The organism is Streptomyces coelicoflavus, assembly GCF_003112555.1.
Lineage (GTDB): Bacteria > Actinomycetota > Actinomycetes > Streptomycetales > Streptomycetaceae > Streptomyces > Streptomyces coelicoflavus.
The window spans coordinates 1-17,961 of sequence record NZ_BEWB01000021.1; the positions used below are offsets into that span (position 1 = coordinate 1).

A 17,961-nucleotide genomic window follows, 5' to 3' on the forward strand; every position below is an offset into this window, starting at 1 on the left:
CAGAGTACGGAATCGCTCGGGTACGGGCACGTCCGTACGTCGTCGCCGCGGCGCCCGGCCGCGGTGCCCTGTAGGATTCCTGCACTGGTCCACCTGGCGCTGACGCCACCAGGCAACCGCCCGACGCAGCGACTACCAACGGCGATCCGCCGACGAACCTGCCAGATGGATCGCGAAACCAGACTGGAGTACTAGAGCCGCATCTCCCGAAGAACGTGGGACGGGGTGGCCGGTGGAAGCGCCATCGCAAGGTGATCAACGGCATTCTCTTCGCCAGGGCTCGGGCATCCCCTGGCGGGATCTGCGGACGCGCTTCGGGGAGTGGAAGACGTGTCACGACCCGCATCGACGCTGGTCGGCGGATGGCACTTGGGAGAAGGTCCTGCACGCCGTTCAGACCGACGCAGAAGCGGAGGTCCGTGTCGACTGGAGCATGGTCGGTATCGACTCGACGACCTGCAGGCCATCAGCATGCCGCCGGGGCTCGAAGTGGTACGTCACGGATACCGAGGAAACTTACCTGGCCTGTTCAACACCGCCGCGACGAGGCGCTCGGCCGGTCCAGGGACGGCCTGACCACGGAGATCCATCTGGCCGCAGACGACGGCTGCTTGCCCTTGGCGATGCTGATCACGCCCAGGCAGTGTGGCGATGTACCTCGGATGATCCCGGTCCTGGAGCGTGTGCGCGTACCGCGGCCGGGCGGCGGTCGCCCGCGCACCCGGCCTGATCACGTCAGCGGCGACAAGGCGATCTCCTCCCGTCGCAACCTTCGCCGGCGCCAGATCAAGCACACCATCCCCGAACCGAGGAACCAGCGTGCCAACTGGCAGCACCGCGGTAGCCAAGGCGGTCGACCCACCGGCTTCGACAAGTCGCTCTACAAACGCAGGAACGAAGTCGAGCGGACCGTGGACGTTCTCAAGGCGTCGCGGGCTGTGGCAACCAGGCACGACAAACGGGCCTGTGTCTTCCACGGCACCGTCACCCTCGCTGCGATGCGACTCTGGTTACGCTCCTGATCGCCGGGTGATCCTCACTCGCCGGGATGGCTGTGATGCCCGAGCAGGCCGAGAGCCGTCAGCACAGTGACACAGAGCGTCATCCAGCCGATGAGTGCGCCGCCGCCGTACAGCACTGCACCGGCTACCGGAGCCCCAGCCACATGCGAAAGTACCCCCGCCACCACCGCTACCAGTAGCGATGACACGAATGACAAGAGCGCGAGAAGTACCTGAACGGAAAAAGTCAGCCTCACCAGTCGATCCCTTCACGAAGGTGGTCGACCAGTCGGCGGGCAGCCTCAGCTCGACCACCGCTTGCGATGGCCTGCTGAGGCTCTGCGACGATTAGAGACTCATGGTGCTCACTGCTGTTGAGATCGGAGTACTGTCCCCCATCGGACACGTCGCCAGTGCTCTGTGGCTCTTGAATGAGCAACACGGAGCCTAGCGGCGGGCGGTGAAGATCACCACCACCCAAGGCTGGAGAGGTGGCCGGGCCCATACCGACCACCAGAGCGGTCACGCACCCGCCGGACAGGCTCTAGGCGAAGGTGTAGTGACTGATTGGGTGCCGACGAGGATCAGCCCTCGGCCGACAAGTCCGCTGCCGGGGCGGCTTGGAGACGATCAGGGTGCCGGTGGCCTCGATCCAGCCGCGCCGCCACCGCTTGGCGACCTCCCAGCTGCCGTCGGCCCCGGCGAACACGGCGAGCGCGACCATGATCAGAACGCCGACCTTGCGGGCGACCATCACCCCGCAGTAGAGAAACGCACCGATCGCACACCCGAAGGCGACCAGTGCGGAGACGCACCAGCCGAGGCCGTACATCGCTCCCATCTGGTCGACCTTGACCACGCGGCGGATCGCGTCGTCGATCGAGGTGTTGGCCGCTTGGAACAGCCCGTCGGACAACGCGTCGACCACGGTGATGGCGACGGTGGTGAACGCGATGGCGGAGAAGCTGAACAGGACACCGGTCGTGGTGCCGAACGCCGCCTTGGCGAGCGCGCGTTCGTCACGGCGCCAGGCCGCGGTCATGAGCTGGATGCAGAAGATGCCGACGGTCAGCGCCAGCCCGATGGGCAGCAGCAGCTCATAGTTGTCCCGGAACCACCCGGCGTTGAGGTCGATGGCCGTCGTCTTGTTGACGGCCTTGGTCGCCAGGTCAGCCGCGCTGGCCGCCAGTTCACCCGCTGACTTCGCGATCCACGCCCCGAGGCCGTCGGTGACGGTGCCGACTGGATTGGTGGCGAAGTCGACGGCGCCGCAGACCTTGTCCATGAGCGGGAAGTCGCAGACTCCCATGGCTCATACCTTGGTCGTGCGGCTCGCCAGCCGGAGGCCCTTTTGACGGGCCCCGGCGGCGTGCTGGTGCGCGCGCACGATTGTGGAGTCGACCGAGATGATCCAGTCGAGATCGCCCTCGGCGTCGGCACGGGCCAGCAGCGCGGTGAACACCTTCACCCAAGTGCCGTTGGCAGCCCACATCCGCAGCCGATTGTGGGCGCCTTTCCACGAGCCGAGCGTGGCCGCCATGTCCGTCCACGGAGAACCGGTCCGGAATTTCCACGCGATGGCATCGATCACCTGCCGGTGATCACGCCACCGACCACCACGTCTCGGCGTCCGACCCGGCAGTAACGGCTCGATCCGCGCCCACTGGGCATCCGTTAACGACACGACCGGTCCAACAATCAGATGATCAGAAGGAAGCGGCCTAGGTCCGGACAATGCTGCCCATCCCGGGCCTACCGGGCAGAAGATCGCTGGCCCCTGTGATGCGGGGGTCTCATGACCCGGCTGCACACGCCAGCTACTAGCAACGCTTTAGGCGGCACGGCTGGCTTCGGGTGTCGCGCCCCGCTTCGAGATGGGGGCGCGACAGGGATTTTTCAGGGACTTTCACGTCTGTCCCAGGGAGGTCCCAGGGACTTTCCGCCGCGTAAACAGGGAAGGCCCTGACAGCGCTGAAAGAGACGAACACGCTGGTCAGGGCCCATCCACCTAACACTCGATGATGTTCACCGCGAGCCCGCCCCGCGCCGTCTCCTTGTACTTGACCGACATGTCGGCGCCGGTCTCCTTCATGGTCTTGATGACCTTGTCGAGGGAGACCTTGTGGGAGCCGTCGCCGCGCATCGCCATCCGGGCCGCCGTGACGGCCTTGACCGCGGCCATGCCGTTGCGCTCGATGCAGGGGATCTGGACGAGGCCGCCGACCGGGTCGCAGGTGAGGCCGAGGTTGTGCTCCATGCCGATCTCGGCGGCGTTCTCCACCTGCTCCGGGGAGCCGCCCAGGACCTCGGCGAGGGCGCCGGCCGCCATCGAGCAGGCGGAGCCGACCTCGCCCTGGCAGCCGACCTCTGCGCCGGAGATGGAGGCGTTCTCCTTGAAGAGCATGCCGATGGCGCCGGCGGCGAGGAGGAAGCGGACCACGCCGTCCTCGTCGGCGCCGGGGACGAAGTTCACGTAGTAGTGCAGGACCGCCGGGATGATGCCGGCCGCGCCGTTGGTCGGGGCGGTGACGACCCGGCCGCCGGCCGCGTTCTCCTCGTTCACGGCCATCGCGTAGAGCGTGATCCACTCCATGGCCAGGGCCTGCGGATCGCCCTCGGAGCGCAGCTTGCGCGCGGTGTTCGCGGCGCGGCGGCGGACCTTCAGGCCGCCCGGCAGGATGCCCTCGCGGGTCATGCCGCGCTCGACGCACGCCTGCATCACCCGCCAGATCTCCAGCAGGCCCTCGCGGATCTCGTCCTCGTCGCGCCAGGCACGCTCGTTCTCCAGCATCAGGGCGGAGATGGACAGACCCGTCTCGCGGGTCAGGCGCAGCAGCTCGTCGCCGGTGCGGAAGGGGTACTTCAGGACGGTGTCGTCGAGGACTATGCGGTCGGCGCCGACCGCGTCCTCGTCGACGACGAAGCCACCGCCGACCGAGTAGTACGTCTTGGTCAGCACCTCGGCGCCCTCGGCGTCGTACGCCCACAGCGTCATGCCGTTGGCGTGGTAGGGGAGGGCCTTGCGGCGGTGCAGGACCATGTCGTCGTCGTAGGAGAAGGCGATCTCGTGGTCGCCGAGGAGGCTGATGCGGCCGGAGGACCGGATCGTCTCGACGCGGGTGTCGGCCGTCTCGACGTTCACCGTGCGCGGCGAATCGCCCTCCAGGCCGAGCAGCACCGCCTTGGGGGTGCCGTGGCCGTGGCCGGTGGCGCCGAGGGAGCCGTACAGCTCGGCGCGGACCGAGGCGACGGAGTCCAGCAGCTCCTCGTTGCGCAGGCGGCGGGCGAACATGCGGGCCGCGCGCATCGGGCCGACCGTGTGCGAGCTCGACGGGCCGATGCCGATCGAGAACAGGTCGAAGACCGAGATGGCCACGGGGACTCCTCAGAACGGGGGTGGTGCGGAGGGGGTGCCGAGGGGCGGGGCGCCCGGCCGCTTGTGGCGGATGCGGCGCCCCACCCCCGGGAGCGGTGTCTACTTGTTCAGACCCGGGTACAGCGGGTGCTTGTCGGCCAGGGCCTTCACCCGGGCCTTGAGGGCCTCCGCGTCGTAGGACGGCTTCAGCGCCTCGGCGATCACGTCCGCGACCTCGGCGAAGTCCTCGGCGGTGAAGCCGCGGGTCGCCAGGGCCGGCGTACCGATGCGCAGACCGGAGGTCACCATCGGCGGACGCGGGTCGTTCGGGACGGCGTTGCGGTTGACCGTGATGCCGACCTCGTGGAGACGGTCCTCGGCCTGCTGGCCGTCCAGCTCGGAGTCGCGCAGGTCCACCAGGACCAGGTGGACGTCCGTGCCGCCGGTCAGGACGGAGACGCCCGCCGCCTTCGCGTCGTCCCGCACCAGGCGCTCGGCCAGGATGCGGGCACCCTCCAGCGTACGGCCCTGGCGCTCCTTGAAGTCCTCGCTCGCGGCGACCTTGAAGGCGACGGCCTTGGCGGCCACCACGTGCTCCAGCGGGCCACCCTGCTGACCGGGGAAGACGGCGGAGTTGATCTTCTTGGCCAGCTCGGCCGTGGAGAGGATCACACCGCCGCGCGGGCCGCCCAGCGTCTTGTGGGTGGTGGTCGTCACCACGTGCGCGTGCGGGACCGGGTTCGGGTGCAGGCCCGCCGCGACCAGACCGGCGAAGTGCGCCATGTCGACCATCAGGTAGGCGCCGACCTCGTCCGCGACCTTGCGGAACGCGGCGAAGTCCAGCTGACGCGGGTAGGCCGACCAGCCCGCCACGATCAGCTTCGGCTTGGTCTCCTTGGCCAGGCGCTCCACCTCGGCCATGTCCACCTGGCCGTCGTCGCCGACGTGGTAGGGGACGACGTTGTAGAGCTTGCCGGAGAAGTTGATCTTCATGCCGTGGGTCAGGTGCCCGCCGTGGGCGAGGTTCAGACCCATGATCGTGTCGCCGGGCTTGAGCAGCGCGAACATCGCGGCCGCGTTGGCCTGGGCGCCCGAGTGCGGCTGCACGTTGGCGTGCTCGGCGCCGAAGAGCGCCTTGACCCGGTCGATGGCGATCTGCTCGACCACGTCGACGTGCTCGCAGCCGCCGTAGTAGCGGCGGCCGGGGTAGCCCTCGGCGTACTTGTTGGTGAGGACCGAGCCCTGGGCCTCCATGACCGCGACCGGGGCGAAGTTCTCCGAGGCGATCATCTCGAGGGTGGACTGCTGGCGGTCCAGCTCGGCGTCGACGGCGGCGGCGACGTCCGGGTCCAGCTCGTGCAGGGGTGTGTTCAGAAGCGACATGCGGTCGGGACTCCTCAGCCGGCGGTGAAGGCGGTGTACTCGTCGGCGGAGAGCAGGTCGGCCGGCTCGTCCGTGATCCGCACCTTGAACAGCCAGCCGCCCTCGAAGGGGGCGCTGTTCACCAGCGACGGGTCGTTGACGACGTCCTCGTTGACCTCGGCGATCTCACCGGAGACGGGGGAGTACAGGTCGGAGACCGACTTGGTGGACTCCAGTTCGCCGCAGGTCTCGCCCGCGGTCACCGCGTCGCCGACCTCGGGAAGCTGCACGAAGACGACGTCACCGAGCGCGTTGGCCGCGTGCTCCGTGATGCCGACCGTCGAGACGCCGTCCTCGGCGCCCGACAGCCACTCGTGCTCCTTGCTGTAGCGCAGCTGCTGGGGGTTGCTCATGACCTGAATTCTCCTGTACGCGAGGAAGTGGCTGGTGAAGGGGGTGGTGGGGCGGTACGTCACACGGGCCGACGCCGCCCGGGGACACAGGCGGCCGGTGCCGCCGGGGGACACAGGCGGCCGGTGCCGCCGGGGACACCGGGGGCCGGTGCCGCCCAGTGTCTACTTCTGGCGCTTGTAGAACGGCAGCGCCACGACCTCGTACGGCTCGTGACTGCCCCGGATGTCCACGCCGACGCCCTCGGTGCCCGGGGCCGCGTGCGCGGCGTCGACGTACGCCATGGCGATCGGCTTGCCCAGCGTCGGGGACGGAGCGCCCGAGGTGACCTCGCCGATCACCTCGCCGCCCGCGACGACCGGGTACCCGGAGCGCGGGACCCGGCGGCCCTCGGCGACCAGGCCGACCAGGACGCGGGGAGGCTCCGAAGCGGCGCGCTCGGCGGCCTCGGTCAGCGCGGCGCGCCCGACGAAGTCGCCCTCCTTCTCGAACTTCACGACCCGGCCCAGACCGGCGTCGAACGGCGTCAGCGCGGTCGACAGCTCGTTGCCGTACAGCGGCATGCCCGCCTCCAGGCGGAGCGTGTCCCGGCAGGACAGGCCGCACGGGACCAGCCCGGCGCCCTCGCCCGCCTTGGTGAGCGCCTGCCACAGTTCGACGGCGTGCTCCGGCTTCACGAACAGCTCGAAGCCGTCCTCGCCGGTGTAGCCGGTACGCGCGATCAGCGCCGGGACGCCGGCGACGGTGCCGGGCAGACCGGCGTAGTACTTCAGGCCGTCCAGGTCGGCGTCGGTGAGCGACGCGAGGATGCCCGGGGACTCCGGGCCCTGCACGGCGAGCAGCGCGTAGGCGTCGCGGTCGTCGCGCACCTCGGCGTCGAAGCCGGCCGCCCGCCTGGTCAGCGCGTCCAGCACGACCTGGGCGTTGGAGGCGTTGGCGACCACCATGTACGCGGTGTCGTCGAGCCGGTAGACGATCAGGTCGTCCAGGATGCCGCCGTCCTCGCGGCAGATCATGGTGTAGCGGGCCCGGCCCGGCTTCACGGTGCCGATGTTGCCGACCAGCGCGAAGTTCAGCAGCTCGGCCGCCTGCGGGCCGGTGACGGTGATCTCGCCCATGTGCGAGAGGTCGAAGAGACCGGCGCGGGTGCGCACCGCGACGTGCTCCTCGCGCTCGGAGCCGTAGCGCAGCGGCATGTCCCAGCCGGCGAAGTCGGTCATCGTCGCGCCCAGCGCGCGATGCGTGGCGTCGAGCGCGGTACGGCGCGGTTCGGTACTGCTCATCGGTCGGTCGTCTCCCATGACAGGACGTGGCGAGGTCGGTCCTCCCCATCTGTCATCGGAACCTGAGAGGTTCGCCACGGCCACCGGAGTACGGCGATCAGGGCTTGCACCTTGGGTGGGACCGCCGTCGGGGGCGGTCCGCTTTTCAGATGTGCCTCGCCCGCGCGGTAACGGGGCCTGAGAGATTCAAGGGAGGGACTTGCTCCTTCGGCGCCCCGGCGCGGCCGGGGACTCTCCCGCGCGGATTCAAACGGCCGGTATGCAGTTGGCGCCGCCATCATTGCACGCCGGGTCGATCCATGGCAGACCGTGATCTGTAACCGGCTTGTGGCAGTAAGCGAACGAAAACGCGAGACCTGCGCATTACCTTCTCTTTACACTCGACGGGGAGGTACTCGTGTACCGCCCCAGGGGAGGACGATCACGGTGAACAGGACCACGGCGTACGCCACGACCTCGGGACTCGCGCTGCCCAAGCAGCCCGCCGCCCCGGCCCCGGAGGCCTGCGCCCCACTGACCGCACCCGTCGTCCGCGACCTCAGGGACCGCGACGGCCACAGCCCGCACGCCCTGCTCTTCGGACCCCGGGACCTGGTGGTGATCACCGGCCTGCCCGGCAGCGGCAAGTCCACGCTGATGCGGCGTACCGTGCGCGGCGCGCGCGTCGACTCCCAGGACACCCGCGACCGCTGGGACCGCCGCATGCCGGGGCCGCTGCCGTACGCGCTCTACCGTCCCCTGGTCCGCCTCGCCCACTACGCCGGACTGCGCCGCGCGGTGCGCTCCGGCGAGGGCGTCGTCGTGCACGACTGCGGCACCCAGGCCTGGGTGCGCGGCTGGCTGGCCCGCGAGGCCCGCCGCCGGGGCGGCACCCTGCACCTGCTGCTCCTCGACGTCGCTCCCGACGCCGCCCTGGCCGGCCAGCGCGAGCGCGGCCGGGGCGTGTCGCGGTACGCGTTCCTGCGGCACCGCGCGGCCAACTCCCGACTGCTGCGCGCGGTGACCGGGGGCACCCTGCCCGCCGGCTGCGCCTCGGCGGTCGTCCTCGACCGGGCGGCGGCCGACACCCTCCGCCGGATCGCCTTCACGGGGTGACGCACGGTAGGGCCGCGGGGCCGAACGGGTTAGCCTTTCAGCCACGAAGCGGCCACGAAGCGGCCGTGAACGGCGGTACCAGGCAGGCGGTAGGTAGGCAGATGGACTTCCCGGCACAGGCACACCCCCATCCGCACGGCGGGTGGCCCGGCAACGAGCTGGAGGAGGTGCTGTCCGCCTCCCTCGGCGTCCCGGCGGCGGGCGGCCGGATCGTCGAGGTCCTCGGCCGCAGCTTCCTGTGGATACCCCTGCCGGGCGGCGGCGGCCCGCACAGCGGCCCCCTCGACCTGCCGACGCTGGAGATCGACGGCCAGGCCTACGTACCGGTGTTCAGCTCCGAGGAGCAGTTCCGCCAGGTCGCCGGGGCGCAGATGGCGTACACCGTCGCCCCCGCCGTGGAGTTCGCCCGCGGCCTGCCGCCACAGGTCGGCCTTGCGGTGAACCCGGAGGGCGTGGTGGGCATCCCGCTGCCGCCGCCCGCCGTGGCCGAACTGTGCCGGGCCGGACGCACCCCGCTGGACGGTCCCGCGTCCGGCGGCCGGGTCCGCCTCTTCGAGCCGGACTGGCAGGACGACCCGGTGGACTTCCTGGCCGCCGCCTCCGCCGAGTTCGCCGCCACCGGCGTGGTCCGCAGCGCGCGCCGCTGCCTGGCCGCCGTCGAGACCGCCGACCCGGTCCTGTACGTCGGTGTCGAGCTGACCCACTGGGAGGGCGACGCCCGAGCCCTCCCCCTGGAAGCCCTCGGCCGCGCGCTGGCCAAGTCCCCCCTGCACTACCCGGTCAACCTGATCCTCCTGGAGGCGGCCCAGGACCCGGTCTGCGACTGGATGCGGGAGCGGGTCAGGCCCTTCTACGACGGCAACCTGTAAGCGCCGGTGAGGGAGATGCCGTGAAGGGGCGCGGGGCCGTGACATGTGCGGCTCCGCCGCGTGGGCGCGACCAGCCACGACGAACCCGCACCCGCAAGACGGCAGCACACCCCGAGCTGGAAGGCCCCCCGCACCCGGCGGAGCCTTAAGCTGGTCCCGACACCGGGGGAACTTCTCGAAGGGGCGATACGCGTGAGCGTCAGCGGCACCACGACCGGACAGGTCGAGCACATGCTGCGCCAGGTGACGCCCGGGCGCTACGACGCCTACGAGGCCCTGCTGCGCGCCCTCGCCACCCCCACTTCCGGCCAGGTCTGGATGCTGTTGTGGCACGGACAGGCCGGCTCCCCGGACGCCCAGTACGGGAACATGGAGGTCGAGGGCTACGGCTACGCGCCCTGCGTGACCTCCGCCCAGGAGCTGTCCGCCAGCGGCTGGAACCGGTCGTACGAGGTGGTCGACGGCCTGGAGGTGGCCCGCGCGCTCTACCCGGACCACTACGGCCTGTGGCTCAACCCGCACGCCCCCGGCGGCGGCGTCGGCATCCCCTGGCTCGACCTGCGCCGCATCGCCTCCGGCCTGGACCGCCAGCCCGCCGGGCCCCTGCGCCTGTCCGAACCGGCCATCGAGATCCCCCAGTTCTACGCCCTGCTCGCGCAGAACGCCCACCGCACCCCTGCGGTCCGCGCGCTGCGCCGCGCCTGGGTGCAGCCGGCGCTCGGGGCGCCGTATCTCGCCATCGGCCTGGACGTGTACGACACCTCCCCGCCGGCCGTCGACGCGGTGCGCGCGATGATGCAGCAGTCCATCGGCGCGGTGCCCGACGGGCTGCCGGTGTCGACCGTGGCGATGACCGACACGCACGACCCGGTCGCCCTGTGGCTGCGCGCCGGCGCCCGCCCGTTCTACGACCGCGAGGCCCACGCGGCCGCCCCCGCCCAGGCGCCGGCGGGCGGGTACGGATACCCTCCGGCCGGTAGCCGGTACTGACGGCCGAGCCGCCCGGCAGGGCCGACAGAGGCCATCTTCGCGCGTAGATGACGGCGCAAAGCACCCCCGTGTCCCGGATGTCCCAACTCGCCCGCGTCCGGCCCCCGTTACCCACTGTCCGGATAACGGAACACCTCAAACAGCATCACGGTTGCGCATCCATTCCCCGTCAGCTCTGGCTACAGATCGCCAAAGCGTTGAAGACTCCCGCAACAAGGGGTGGATGCTCGCCCCTGTGTACGACGGACTGATCACGCCGCTACAGCGGCAAGTGCGGGCCGGCTACCGCCGGTTGAGAGGGGTCCCTGCCAGATGACGGCACCATTGCACGAGCCGACCGCGGAAGCGGCCCCGAGTGCGGCAGAGGAAGCGGCGGTCGCCGGCGCCGAGGCCAAGTCGGTACAAGGGCGCTCCCTGGGCCGGATCGCCTGGGAACGCCTGAAGAGGGACAGGCTGGCCCTCGCGGGCGGCATCGTGGTGCTGGTCCTCATCGTGGTCGCCGTACTGGCTCCCCTGATCACCTCGCTGTACGGGCAGGAGCCCAACGCGTACAACGAGGACATGATCGACCCGCTGTTCGGCACCCCCACGGGTTCCCTGGGCGGTGTCAGCGGCGACCACTGGCTCGGTGTGGAGCCGGTCAACGGCCGCGACATCTTCGCCCGCATCGTCCACGGCGCACGGATCTCCCTGCTGGTGGGCTTCCTGTCCGCCATGGTCGCCGTGATCCTCGGCACCGTCCTCGGTGTCCTCGCGGGTTTCTTCGGCGGCTGGGTCGACTCCCTCATCTGCCGGATCATGGACGGCCTGCTGGCCTTCCCGCAGCTGCTCTTCATCATCGCCCTGGTCTCGGTCATGCCGGACAACATGCTCGGACTGAGCGGCACGGGCGTGCGCCTGCTCATGATGATCGTGGTCATCGGCTTCTTCGGCTGGCCCTACATCGGTCGCGTGGTCCGCGGCCAGACCCTCTCGATGCGTGAACGGGAGTACGTCGAGGCGGCCAGGTCGCTGGGGGCCGGACGGTTCTACATCCTGTTCAAGGAACTGCTGCCCAACCTGGTGGCGCCGATCATCGTCTACACGACGATGATGATCCCCACCAACATCCTCACCGAGGCGGCGCTCAGCTTCCTGGGCGTGGGCGTCAAGCCGCCCACGTCGTCCTGGGGGCAGATGCTCTCGAGCGCGATCGACTACTACAAGTCGGACCCCATGTACATGGTGGTTCCCGGTGTGGCGATCTTCATCACCGTTCTTGCCTTCAACCTCTTCGGTGACGGCGTGCGCGACGCGTTGGACCCGAAGGGCTCCCGCTGACCTGCCGTACCGCAAGGCGACCCGTGGCACCTGCACGGGGTCTCTCATCTAATCCGGAGGATCCGAGATCGTGACTACCCAACGCACCTCAGGGCGGCGCAAGCAGGCTTTGGCCGCTGCCGCAGTGGTCGCCGCGCTGCTGACCACGGCGGCGTGCGGCGGCGGCGGCGACGACGACGGCGGCAGCGGTTCGAAGAACGGCGCGGCCGGCTTCAACGCCGCCAACAACAAGGTCGCCCAGGCCTCCGAGGCCAAGAAGGGCGGCACGCTGAAGTTCGCCAGCACGCAGGACGCCGACTCGTGGGACACCACGCGTGGCTACTACGGCTTCATGTGGAACTTCTCCCGCTACTACAGCCGCCAGCTCGTCACGAACAAGACGGAGCCGGGCAAGACGGGCGCCGAGGTCACCCCCGACCTCGCGACCGACGTCGCCAAGGTCTCGGACGACGGCAAGACCTACACGTACACCCTGCGTGACGGCATCACCTGGGAGGACGGCAAGCCGATCACCTCCAAGGACGTCAAGTACGGCATCGAGCGCGTCTGGGCGCAGGACGTGCTGTCCGGCGGTCCGACGTACCTCAAGGAGGTGCTCGACCCCAAGGACGAGTACAAGGGCCCGTACAAGGACAAGTCCGCGGACAAGCTGGGTCTGAAGGCGATCGAGACGCCGGACGACAAGACGATCGTCTTCCACCTGCCGCAGGCCAACTCGGACTTCGAGGAGATGCTCGCGCTGACCTCGGCGTCCCCGGTCCGCCAGGACAAGGACACCAAGTCCAAGTACGGCCTGCACCCGTTCTCCTCGGGCCCGTACAAGTTCGAGTCCTACAACCCGGGCAAGGACCTGACCCTGGTCCGCAACACCGAGTGGAAGCAGAGCTCGGACCCGATCCGCAAGGCGTACCCGGACAAGATCACGATCAAGTTCTTCACCAACGCCAACGACCTGGACGCCCGCCTCATCGCCGGCGACTACGACATCGACCTGGCCCAGACCGGTCTGTCCCCGCAGGGTCGTACCACGGCGCTGAAGGAGCACAAGGAGAACCTGGACAACCCGGTCTCGGGTTACATCCGGTACGCAGCGTTCCCGCAGAACGTGGCGCCGTTCAACAACATCCACTGCCGCAAGGCCGTGCTCTACGGGGCCGACCACGTCTCCCTGCAGACCGCGCGCGGCGGCCCGGTCGCCGGCGGTGACATCGGCACCAACATGCTGCCGCCCGCCGTCCCGGGCTCCGAGGGTCAGAAGTACGACCCGTACGAGATGGCCGGTGCCAACAAGAAGGGCAACGTCGAGAAGGCCAAGGAAGAGCTGAAGGCCTGCGGCAAGCCGAACGGCTTCAAGACCACCATCGCGGTCCGCAACAACAAGCCGGTCGAGGTCGCCACCGCCGAGTCCCTCCAGGCCTCGCTGAAGAAGGTCGGCATCAACGTCGAGATCGACCAGTACGACGGCTCGCAGTACGCCAGCGTCATCGGTAGCCCCACGAACGTGAAGAAGAAGGGCTACGGCATCATCATCATGGGCTGGGGCCCGGACTTCCCGTCCGTGCAGGGCTACGGTCTGCCGCTGTGGCACAGCGAGTACATCCTCGACAGCGCGAACAACAACTTCGCGATGATCGACGACCCGAAGATCGACGGTCTCTTCGCCGACTACCTGACCGCGAAGGACGACGCGGGCAAGGAGAAGATCGCCACGGAGATCAACCACAAGGTGATGGAGGGCGCGTACTACCTGCCCTTCGTCTTCGAGAAGTTCATCAACTGGCGTTCCAGCAACATCGCGAACGTGTACACCACCGACGCCTACAGCGGTATGTACGACTTCGTGAACATCGGCCTGAAGAACCCCAAGAAGTAACCGGTACACCCGCCGTACGGCACGAAAGGCAGGTGAAGGCCGGCGCGGCGTGACCGCGGGCCGCCTGGGGGTACCTCCCACGCCTTTAAGGCAGTGGGGGAAATCTCCGGCGGCCCGCGGGACGCAGCGGGCCGCAACCCGTGCTCGCTTACCTCATCAGGCGGCTGTTCGCCGCCGCAGTGATGCTCGTGGTCATCATCCTGGTGGTCTTCTGCATCTTCTTCCTCGTCCCCAAGTGGGCCGGGGTCGACATCGCCCTGAACTTCGTCGGCAAGCAGGCGGACCCTGCCGCCGTCGAGGGTGTGCGGGAGAAGCTGGGTCTGGGCGACCCGGTGCTCGTGCAGGCCTGGGAGTTCTTCAAGGGAATCTTCGCGGGCCGTACCTACGCGGCCGGCGGCGACGTGACCCACTGCGCCGCGCCCTGCTTCGGTTACTCCTTCAAGACCGAGCAGTCCGTGTGGCCGGTGCTGACCGAGCGTTTCCCGGTGACCCTGGCTCTCGCGCTCGGCGCCGCAGTGCTGTGGCTGATCTTCGGCGTGGCCGCCGGTGTGCTCTCCGCCCTCAAGCGCGGCACGCTGTGGGACCGCGGTGCGATGGTCGTCGCCCTGGCGGGTGTCTCCCTCCCCATCTACTTCACCGGTCTGCTCAGCCTGGCGATCTTCTCCTACGGCCTCGGCTGGATCGACGGTGAGTTCGTACCGCTCGAGGACAGCTTCAGCGGCTGGATCGGCGGCATGATCCTGCCGTGGATCACGCTGGCCTTCCTGTACGCCGCGATGTACGCCCGGATCACCCGCGCCACCATGCTGGAGATCCTCGGCGAGGACTACATCCGCACCGCGCGGGCCAAGGGCCTCAAGGAACAGGTCGTCATCAGCAAGCACGCGATGCGGTCGACCCTGACCCCCCTGCTCACCATGCTCGGCATGGACCTCGGCGCCCTGATGGGCGGCGCCATCCTGACCGAGACCACGTTCAGTCTCCCCGGCCTCGGCCAGAAGGTGCTGGACGCGATCAAGAACCACGACCTGCCCTTCATCCTGGGCGTCGTCCTGATCACTTCTCTCGCGGTGCTGATCGCCAACCTCGTGGTGGACATCCTGTACGCCGTGATCGACCCCCGAGTGAGGCTCGCATGACCGAACTGAGCAAGAGCGGGGCAGCGGTGGGCGAGCCCACCGGCACCTCGCCCGCGCCGACCGCCTTCCTGGAAGTACGCGACCTCAAGGTCCACTTCCCGACCGACGACGGTCTCGTCAAGTCCGTCGACGGGCTCTCCTTCCAGCTGGAGAAGGGCAAGACCCTCGGCATCGTGGGCGAGTCCGGCTCCGGCAAGTCGGTGACCTCGCTCGGCATCATGGGCCTGCACACCGCCGGCCAGTACGGCAAGCGCAAGGCGCGGATCTCCGGCGAGATCTGGCTGGACGGCACCGAGCTGCTGTCCGCCGACCCCGACCACGTGCGCAAGCTGCGCGGCCGGGAGATGGCGATGATCTTCCAGGACCCGCTGTCCGCGCTGCACCCGTACTACACGATCGGCCAGCAGATCGTGGAGGCGTACCGCATCCACCACAAGGTGGACAAGAAGACCGCCAAGCGCCGCGCGGTGGAGATGCTCGACCGCGTCGGCATCCCGCAGCCGGACAAGCGGGTGGACAGTTACCCGCACGAGTTCTCCGGCGGTATGCGCCAGCGCGCGATGATCGCGATGTCGCTGGTCAACAACCCCGAGCTGCTCATCGCGGACGAGCCGACCACCGCCCTGGACGTCACCGTCCAGGCGCAGATCCTCGACCTCATCCGGGACCTGCAGAAGGAGTTCGGCTCCGCGGTCATCGTCATCACCCACGACCTGGGCGTCGTCGCCGAGCTGGCCGACGACCTCCTGGTGATGTACGGCGGCCGGTGCGTGGAGCGCGGCCCGGCCGAGAAGGTGTTCTACGAGCCGCGGCACCCCTACACCTGGGGTCTGCTCGGCTCGATGCCGCGGCTCGACCGCGACCAGCAGGAACGCCTCATCCCGGTCAAGGGCTCGCCGCCCTCCCTCATCAACCTCCCGTCCGGCTGCGCCTTCAACCCGCGCTGCCCGTACGCCGACGTGCCCAAGGACGACGTCACCCGCACGGTCCGCCCCGAGCTGACCGAGGTCGGCAGCAAGCACTGGGCCGCCTGCCACATGTCGCAGGAGCAGCGGGAGCGTATCTGGACCGAAGAGATTGCGCCGAAGCTGTGAGCGACGAAGCCAAGGACGAAACCAAGGGCAAGGCCAAGGACGAAGCTGTGGCCATCCCCGCGCAGAGCGACGGCACGCAGGAGAAGGCCGGCGGGACCGCCACCCTCACCAAGGGTGCGGCCCCCGGCGAGACCCTGCTCAAGGTGACCGGGCTGCAGAAGCACTTCCCGATCAAGAAGGGCCTGCTGCAGCGTCAGGTCGGCGCGGTCCGCGCCGTCGACGGCATCGACTTCGAGGTCCGCTCCGGCGAGACGCTGGGCGTCGTGGGAGAGTCCGGCTGCGGCAAGTCGACCATGGGCCGGCTCATCACCCGGCTCCTGGAGCCGACCGCCGGCAAGGTCGAGTTCCAGGGCAAGGACATCACCCACCTCGGGGTCGGCGGCATGCGTCCGCTGCGCCGCGACGTGCAGATGATCTTCCAGGACCCGTACTCCTCGCTGAACCCGCGCCACACCATCGGCACGATCGTCAGCGCCCCCTTCAAGCTCCAGGGCGTCCAGCCCGAGGGCGGGGTCAAGAAGGAGGTCCAGCGGCTGCTGTCGGTGGTCGGCCTCAACCCCGAGCACTACAACCGCTACCCGCACGAGTTCTCCGGCGGTCAGCGCCAGCGCATCGGCATCGCCCGCGCGCTCGCGCTCAACCCGAGGCTGGTCGTGGCCGACGAGCCGGTCTCCGCGCTCGACGTGTCCATCCAGGCCCAGGTCGTCAACCTGCTCGACGACCTCCAGGACGAGCTGGGCCTCACGTACGTGATCATCGCGCACGACCTGTCCGTCGTGCGGCACGTCTCGGACCGCATCGCGGTGATGTACCTCGGCAAGATCATGGAGCTGGCCGACCGCGACCTGCTCTACAAGTCGCCGATGCACCCGTACACCAAGGCGCTGATGTCGGCCGTCCCGATCCCGGACCCGGCGCGGCGCGGTGCCAAGAGCGAGCGCATTCTGCTCAAGGGCGACGTGCCCTCGCCGATCTCCCCGCCGAGCGGCTGCCGCTTCCACACCCGGTGCTGGAAGGCGACGCAGATCTGCACCACCACCGAGCCGCCGCTCAAGGAGCTGCGGCCGGGCCAGCAGGTCGCCTGCCACCACCCGGAGAACTTCGAGGACCAGGCCCCGCAGGACGTCGTCCTGCTCACCGCCGCCAAGGAGGCGGCGGAGCTGGTGTCGGAGGACGCCCTGGCGGAGTCGGCGGCGACCTCGGCGGCGGTGGCCGCGGAGGTCGAGGCCGAGTCCCCCGCGGACACCGCGTCGGACGGCGGCGACGAGCCCGCCGCCGAGGGTGCCGACGACGGCGAGAACGCCGGCGACGGCGCCGGGAACGCCGAGGAGAGCGACTCCGGGAACGCCGAGGAGAGCGACTCCGGGAGTGCCGACGGGAGCGACTCCGGGAGTGCCGACGAGGAGCCTCCCGCCAAGGGGAAGTGACCTCACTCACCCGCACTGCCAGTGAGCCCCTGCCTTCATTTGTAAGGCAGGGGCTCACTGGCAGGTAAGAATGGAAGGTGTACGAGCAACTCTTCAGCCCCACCGTCCAGCACACGCTCGACCTGGTCGGGATCTTCGTCTTCGCCATCTCGGGCGCGCTGCTGGCCGTACGCAAGAACTTCGACGTCTTCGGCATCGCCGTCCTCGCCGAGGTCACCGCGCTGGGCGGCGGACTGTTCCGGGACCTGGTGATCGGCGCGGTGCCGCCCGCCGCCTTCACCGACCTCGGGTACTTCCTCACCCCGCTGCTCGCGACGCTGCTGGTCTTCTTCCTCCACCCCCACGTCGAGCGTCTCCAGACCGGCGTGAACATCTTCGACGCGGCGGGCCTCGGCCTGTTCTGCGTCGCCGGCACCACCAAGGCGTACGACTACGGTCTCGGCCTCACCGCCTCGGCCTGCCTGGGCCTGACCACCGCGGTGGGCGGCGGCGTCCTGCGCGACGTGCTGGCCAACGAGGTGCCGTCACTGCTGCGCTGGGACCGCGACCTGTACGCCGTCCCCGCCATCGTCGGTTCCACGATGGTCGCCCTGTGCATCCGCTACGAGGCGCTCACCCCCTTCACCAGCGGACTGGCGGTCGTCACGGCCTTCGTCCTGCGGCTGCTCGCCCTGCGCTACCACTGGCGGGCACCGCGCGCCTGGAACCGCCGGTCGACGGTGGTCGAGGGAGACTGAGGCGG

The 17,961-nt window shown here is 69.3% G+C and carries 16 protein-coding genes, 2 pseudogenes and 2 riboswitches; of the genes and pseudogenes, 10 read left to right on the forward strand and 8 right to left on the reverse strand.

Annotated features, from left to right (window positions below):
• On the reverse strand, positions 1-116 hold a 116-nt coding region (locus Sco07f_RS41190), incomplete at its 3' end, for an Rmf/CrpP family protein (protein WP_305793848.1).
• 42 nt (positions 117-158) lie between these two features.
• On the opposite strand from Sco07f_RS41190, the pseudogene Sco07f_RS37045 reads away from it, so the two are divergent.
• Positions 159-1,022, forward strand: a pseudogene (locus Sco07f_RS37045) (IS5 family transposase).
• A 14-nt stretch (positions 1,023-1,036) separates the two neighbouring features.
• On the opposite strand, the gene Sco07f_RS37050 reads toward Sco07f_RS37045, so the two are convergent.
• The 7 genes and pseudogenes from Sco07f_RS37050 to gcvT all read right to left on the reverse strand — a co-directional run bounded on the left by Sco07f_RS37050 (position 1,037) and on the right by gcvT (position 7,412).
• On the reverse strand, positions 1,037-1,258 hold the full coding sequence (locus tag Sco07f_RS37050; protein WP_063789656.1) for a hypothetical protein: 222 nt from the start codon (positions 1,256-1,258) through the stop codon (positions 1,037-1,039).
• A gap of 362 nt (positions 1,259-1,620) precedes the next feature.
• Positions 1,621-2,310: pseudogene (locus Sco07f_RS37055) on the reverse strand (SCO6881 family protein); the annotation flags it as partial.
• A 3-nt stretch (positions 2,311-2,313) separates the two neighbouring features.
• Entirely contained in the window at positions 2,314-2,811 is a 498-nt protein-coding gene (locus tag Sco07f_RS37060) for an IS5 family transposase (RefSeq protein ID WP_108990509.1), read from the reverse strand.
• 198 nt (positions 2,812-3,009) lie between these two features.
• Entirely contained in the window at positions 3,010-4,377 is a 1,368-nt protein-coding gene (locus Sco07f_RS37065; RefSeq protein ID WP_108990510.1) for an L-serine ammonia-lyase, read from the reverse strand.
• Positions 4,378-4,476: 99 nt separating this feature from the next.
• Entirely contained in the window at positions 4,477-5,739 is a 1,263-nt protein-coding gene (gene glyA / locus Sco07f_RS37070) for a serine hydroxymethyltransferase (protein WP_054102037.1), read from the reverse strand.
• 14 nt (positions 5,740-5,753) lie between these two features.
• Positions 5,754-6,131: a glycine cleavage system protein GcvH gene (gene gcvH, locus Sco07f_RS37075; protein ID WP_007444790.1), complete on the reverse strand. Its 378-nt coding sequence runs from the start codon at positions 6,129-6,131 to the stop codon at positions 5,754-5,756.
• 162 nt (positions 6,132-6,293) lie between these two features.
• Positions 6,294-7,412: a glycine cleavage system aminomethyltransferase GcvT gene (gcvT, locus tag Sco07f_RS37080; protein ID WP_108990511.1), complete on the reverse strand. Its 1,119-nt coding sequence runs from the start codon at positions 7,410-7,412 to the stop codon at positions 6,294-6,296.
• Between the two features lie 39 nt (positions 7,413-7,451).
• Positions 7,452-7,567: riboswitch (glycine riboswitch) on the reverse strand.
• Positions 7,568-7,661: riboswitch (glycine riboswitch) on the reverse strand. It lies immediately after the preceding riboswitch.
• A 177-nt stretch (positions 7,662-7,838) separates the two neighbouring features.
• Between gcvT and Sco07f_RS37085 the strand changes: the two genes are divergently transcribed.
• From Sco07f_RS37085 to Sco07f_RS37125, 9 genes are all read left to right on the forward strand, one after another.
• The gene (locus Sco07f_RS37085) at positions 7,839-8,507 is read left to right on the forward strand and encodes an AAA family ATPase (protein WP_054102035.1); all 669 of its coding nucleotides are present in this window, start codon (positions 7,839-7,841) and stop codon (positions 8,505-8,507) included.
• A gap of 101 nt (positions 8,508-8,608) precedes the next feature.
• Positions 8,609-9,376 carry an enhanced serine sensitivity protein SseB gene (locus tag Sco07f_RS37090; protein WP_108990512.1) on the forward strand — a complete coding sequence of 256 codons (768 nt, stop codon included), beginning with the start codon at positions 8,609-8,611 and terminating at the stop codon, positions 9,374-9,376.
• 192 nt (positions 9,377-9,568) lie between these two features.
• On the forward strand, positions 9,569-10,366 hold the full coding sequence (locus Sco07f_RS37095) for an enhanced serine sensitivity protein SseB C-terminal domain-containing protein (protein ID WP_087789474.1): 798 nt from the start codon (positions 9,569-9,571) through the stop codon (positions 10,364-10,366).
• Between the two features lie 312 nt (positions 10,367-10,678).
• Positions 10,679-11,686, forward strand: coding sequence for an ABC transporter permease (locus Sco07f_RS37100; protein ID WP_007444815.1), 1,008 nt, complete (start codon positions 10,679-10,681; stop codon positions 11,684-11,686).
• A gap of 70 nt (positions 11,687-11,756) precedes the next feature.
• On the forward strand, positions 11,757-13,559 hold the full coding sequence (locus tag Sco07f_RS37105; RefSeq protein ID WP_007444816.1) for an ABC transporter substrate-binding protein: 1,803 nt from the start codon (positions 11,757-11,759) through the stop codon (positions 13,557-13,559).
• 140 nt (positions 13,560-13,699) lie between these two features.
• Positions 13,700-14,698 carry an ABC transporter permease gene (locus Sco07f_RS37110; protein WP_007444817.1) on the forward strand — a complete coding sequence of 333 codons (999 nt, stop codon included), beginning with the start codon at positions 13,700-13,702 and terminating at the stop codon, positions 14,696-14,698.
• Complete coding sequence (locus Sco07f_RS37115; RefSeq protein ID WP_007444819.1) at positions 14,695-15,792, forward strand: ABC transporter ATP-binding protein; 1,098 nt, start codon at positions 14,695-14,697, stop codon at positions 15,790-15,792. Before Sco07f_RS37110 ends, Sco07f_RS37115 begins: the two co-directional genes overlap by 4 nt.
• Positions 15,793-15,839: 47 nt before the next feature.
• A complete protein-coding gene (locus Sco07f_RS37120; protein WP_167468334.1) occupies positions 15,840-17,219 on the forward strand; it encodes a dipeptide ABC transporter ATP-binding protein in 1,380 nt (459 codons plus the stop codon).
• Between the two features lie 77 nt (positions 17,220-17,296).
• Complete coding sequence (locus Sco07f_RS37125; protein WP_087789472.1) at positions 17,297-17,956, forward strand: trimeric intracellular cation channel family protein; 660 nt, start codon at positions 17,297-17,299, stop codon at positions 17,954-17,956.
• Positions 17,957-17,961 lie beyond the last annotated feature (5 nt).

What these genes read in the sequence shown, in the direction of transcription:
- glyA (WP_054102037.1), bottom strand. Translation starts at nt 5,739, where the DNA reads ATGTCGCTTCTGAACACACCCCTGCACGAGCTGGACCCGGACGTCGCC.
- gcvH (WP_007444790.1), bottom strand. Translation starts at nt 6,131, where the DNA reads ATGAGCAACCCCCAGCAGCTGCGCTACAGCAAGGAGCACGAGTGGCTG.
- gcvT (WP_108990511.1), bottom strand. Translation starts at nt 7,412, where the DNA reads ATGAGCAGTACCGAACCGCGCCGTACCGCGCTCGACGCCACGCATCGC.
- Sco07f_RS37090 (WP_108990512.1), top strand. Translation starts at nt 8,609, where the DNA reads ATGGACTTCCCGGCACAGGCACACCCCCATCCGCACGGCGGGTGGCCC.
- Sco07f_RS37100 (WP_007444815.1), top strand. Translation starts at nt 10,679, where the DNA reads ATGACGGCACCATTGCACGAGCCGACCGCGGAAGCGGCCCCGAGTGCG.
- Sco07f_RS37115 (WP_007444819.1), top strand. Translation starts at nt 14,695, where the DNA reads ATGACCGAACTGAGCAAGAGCGGGGCAGCGGTGGGCGAGCCCACCGGC.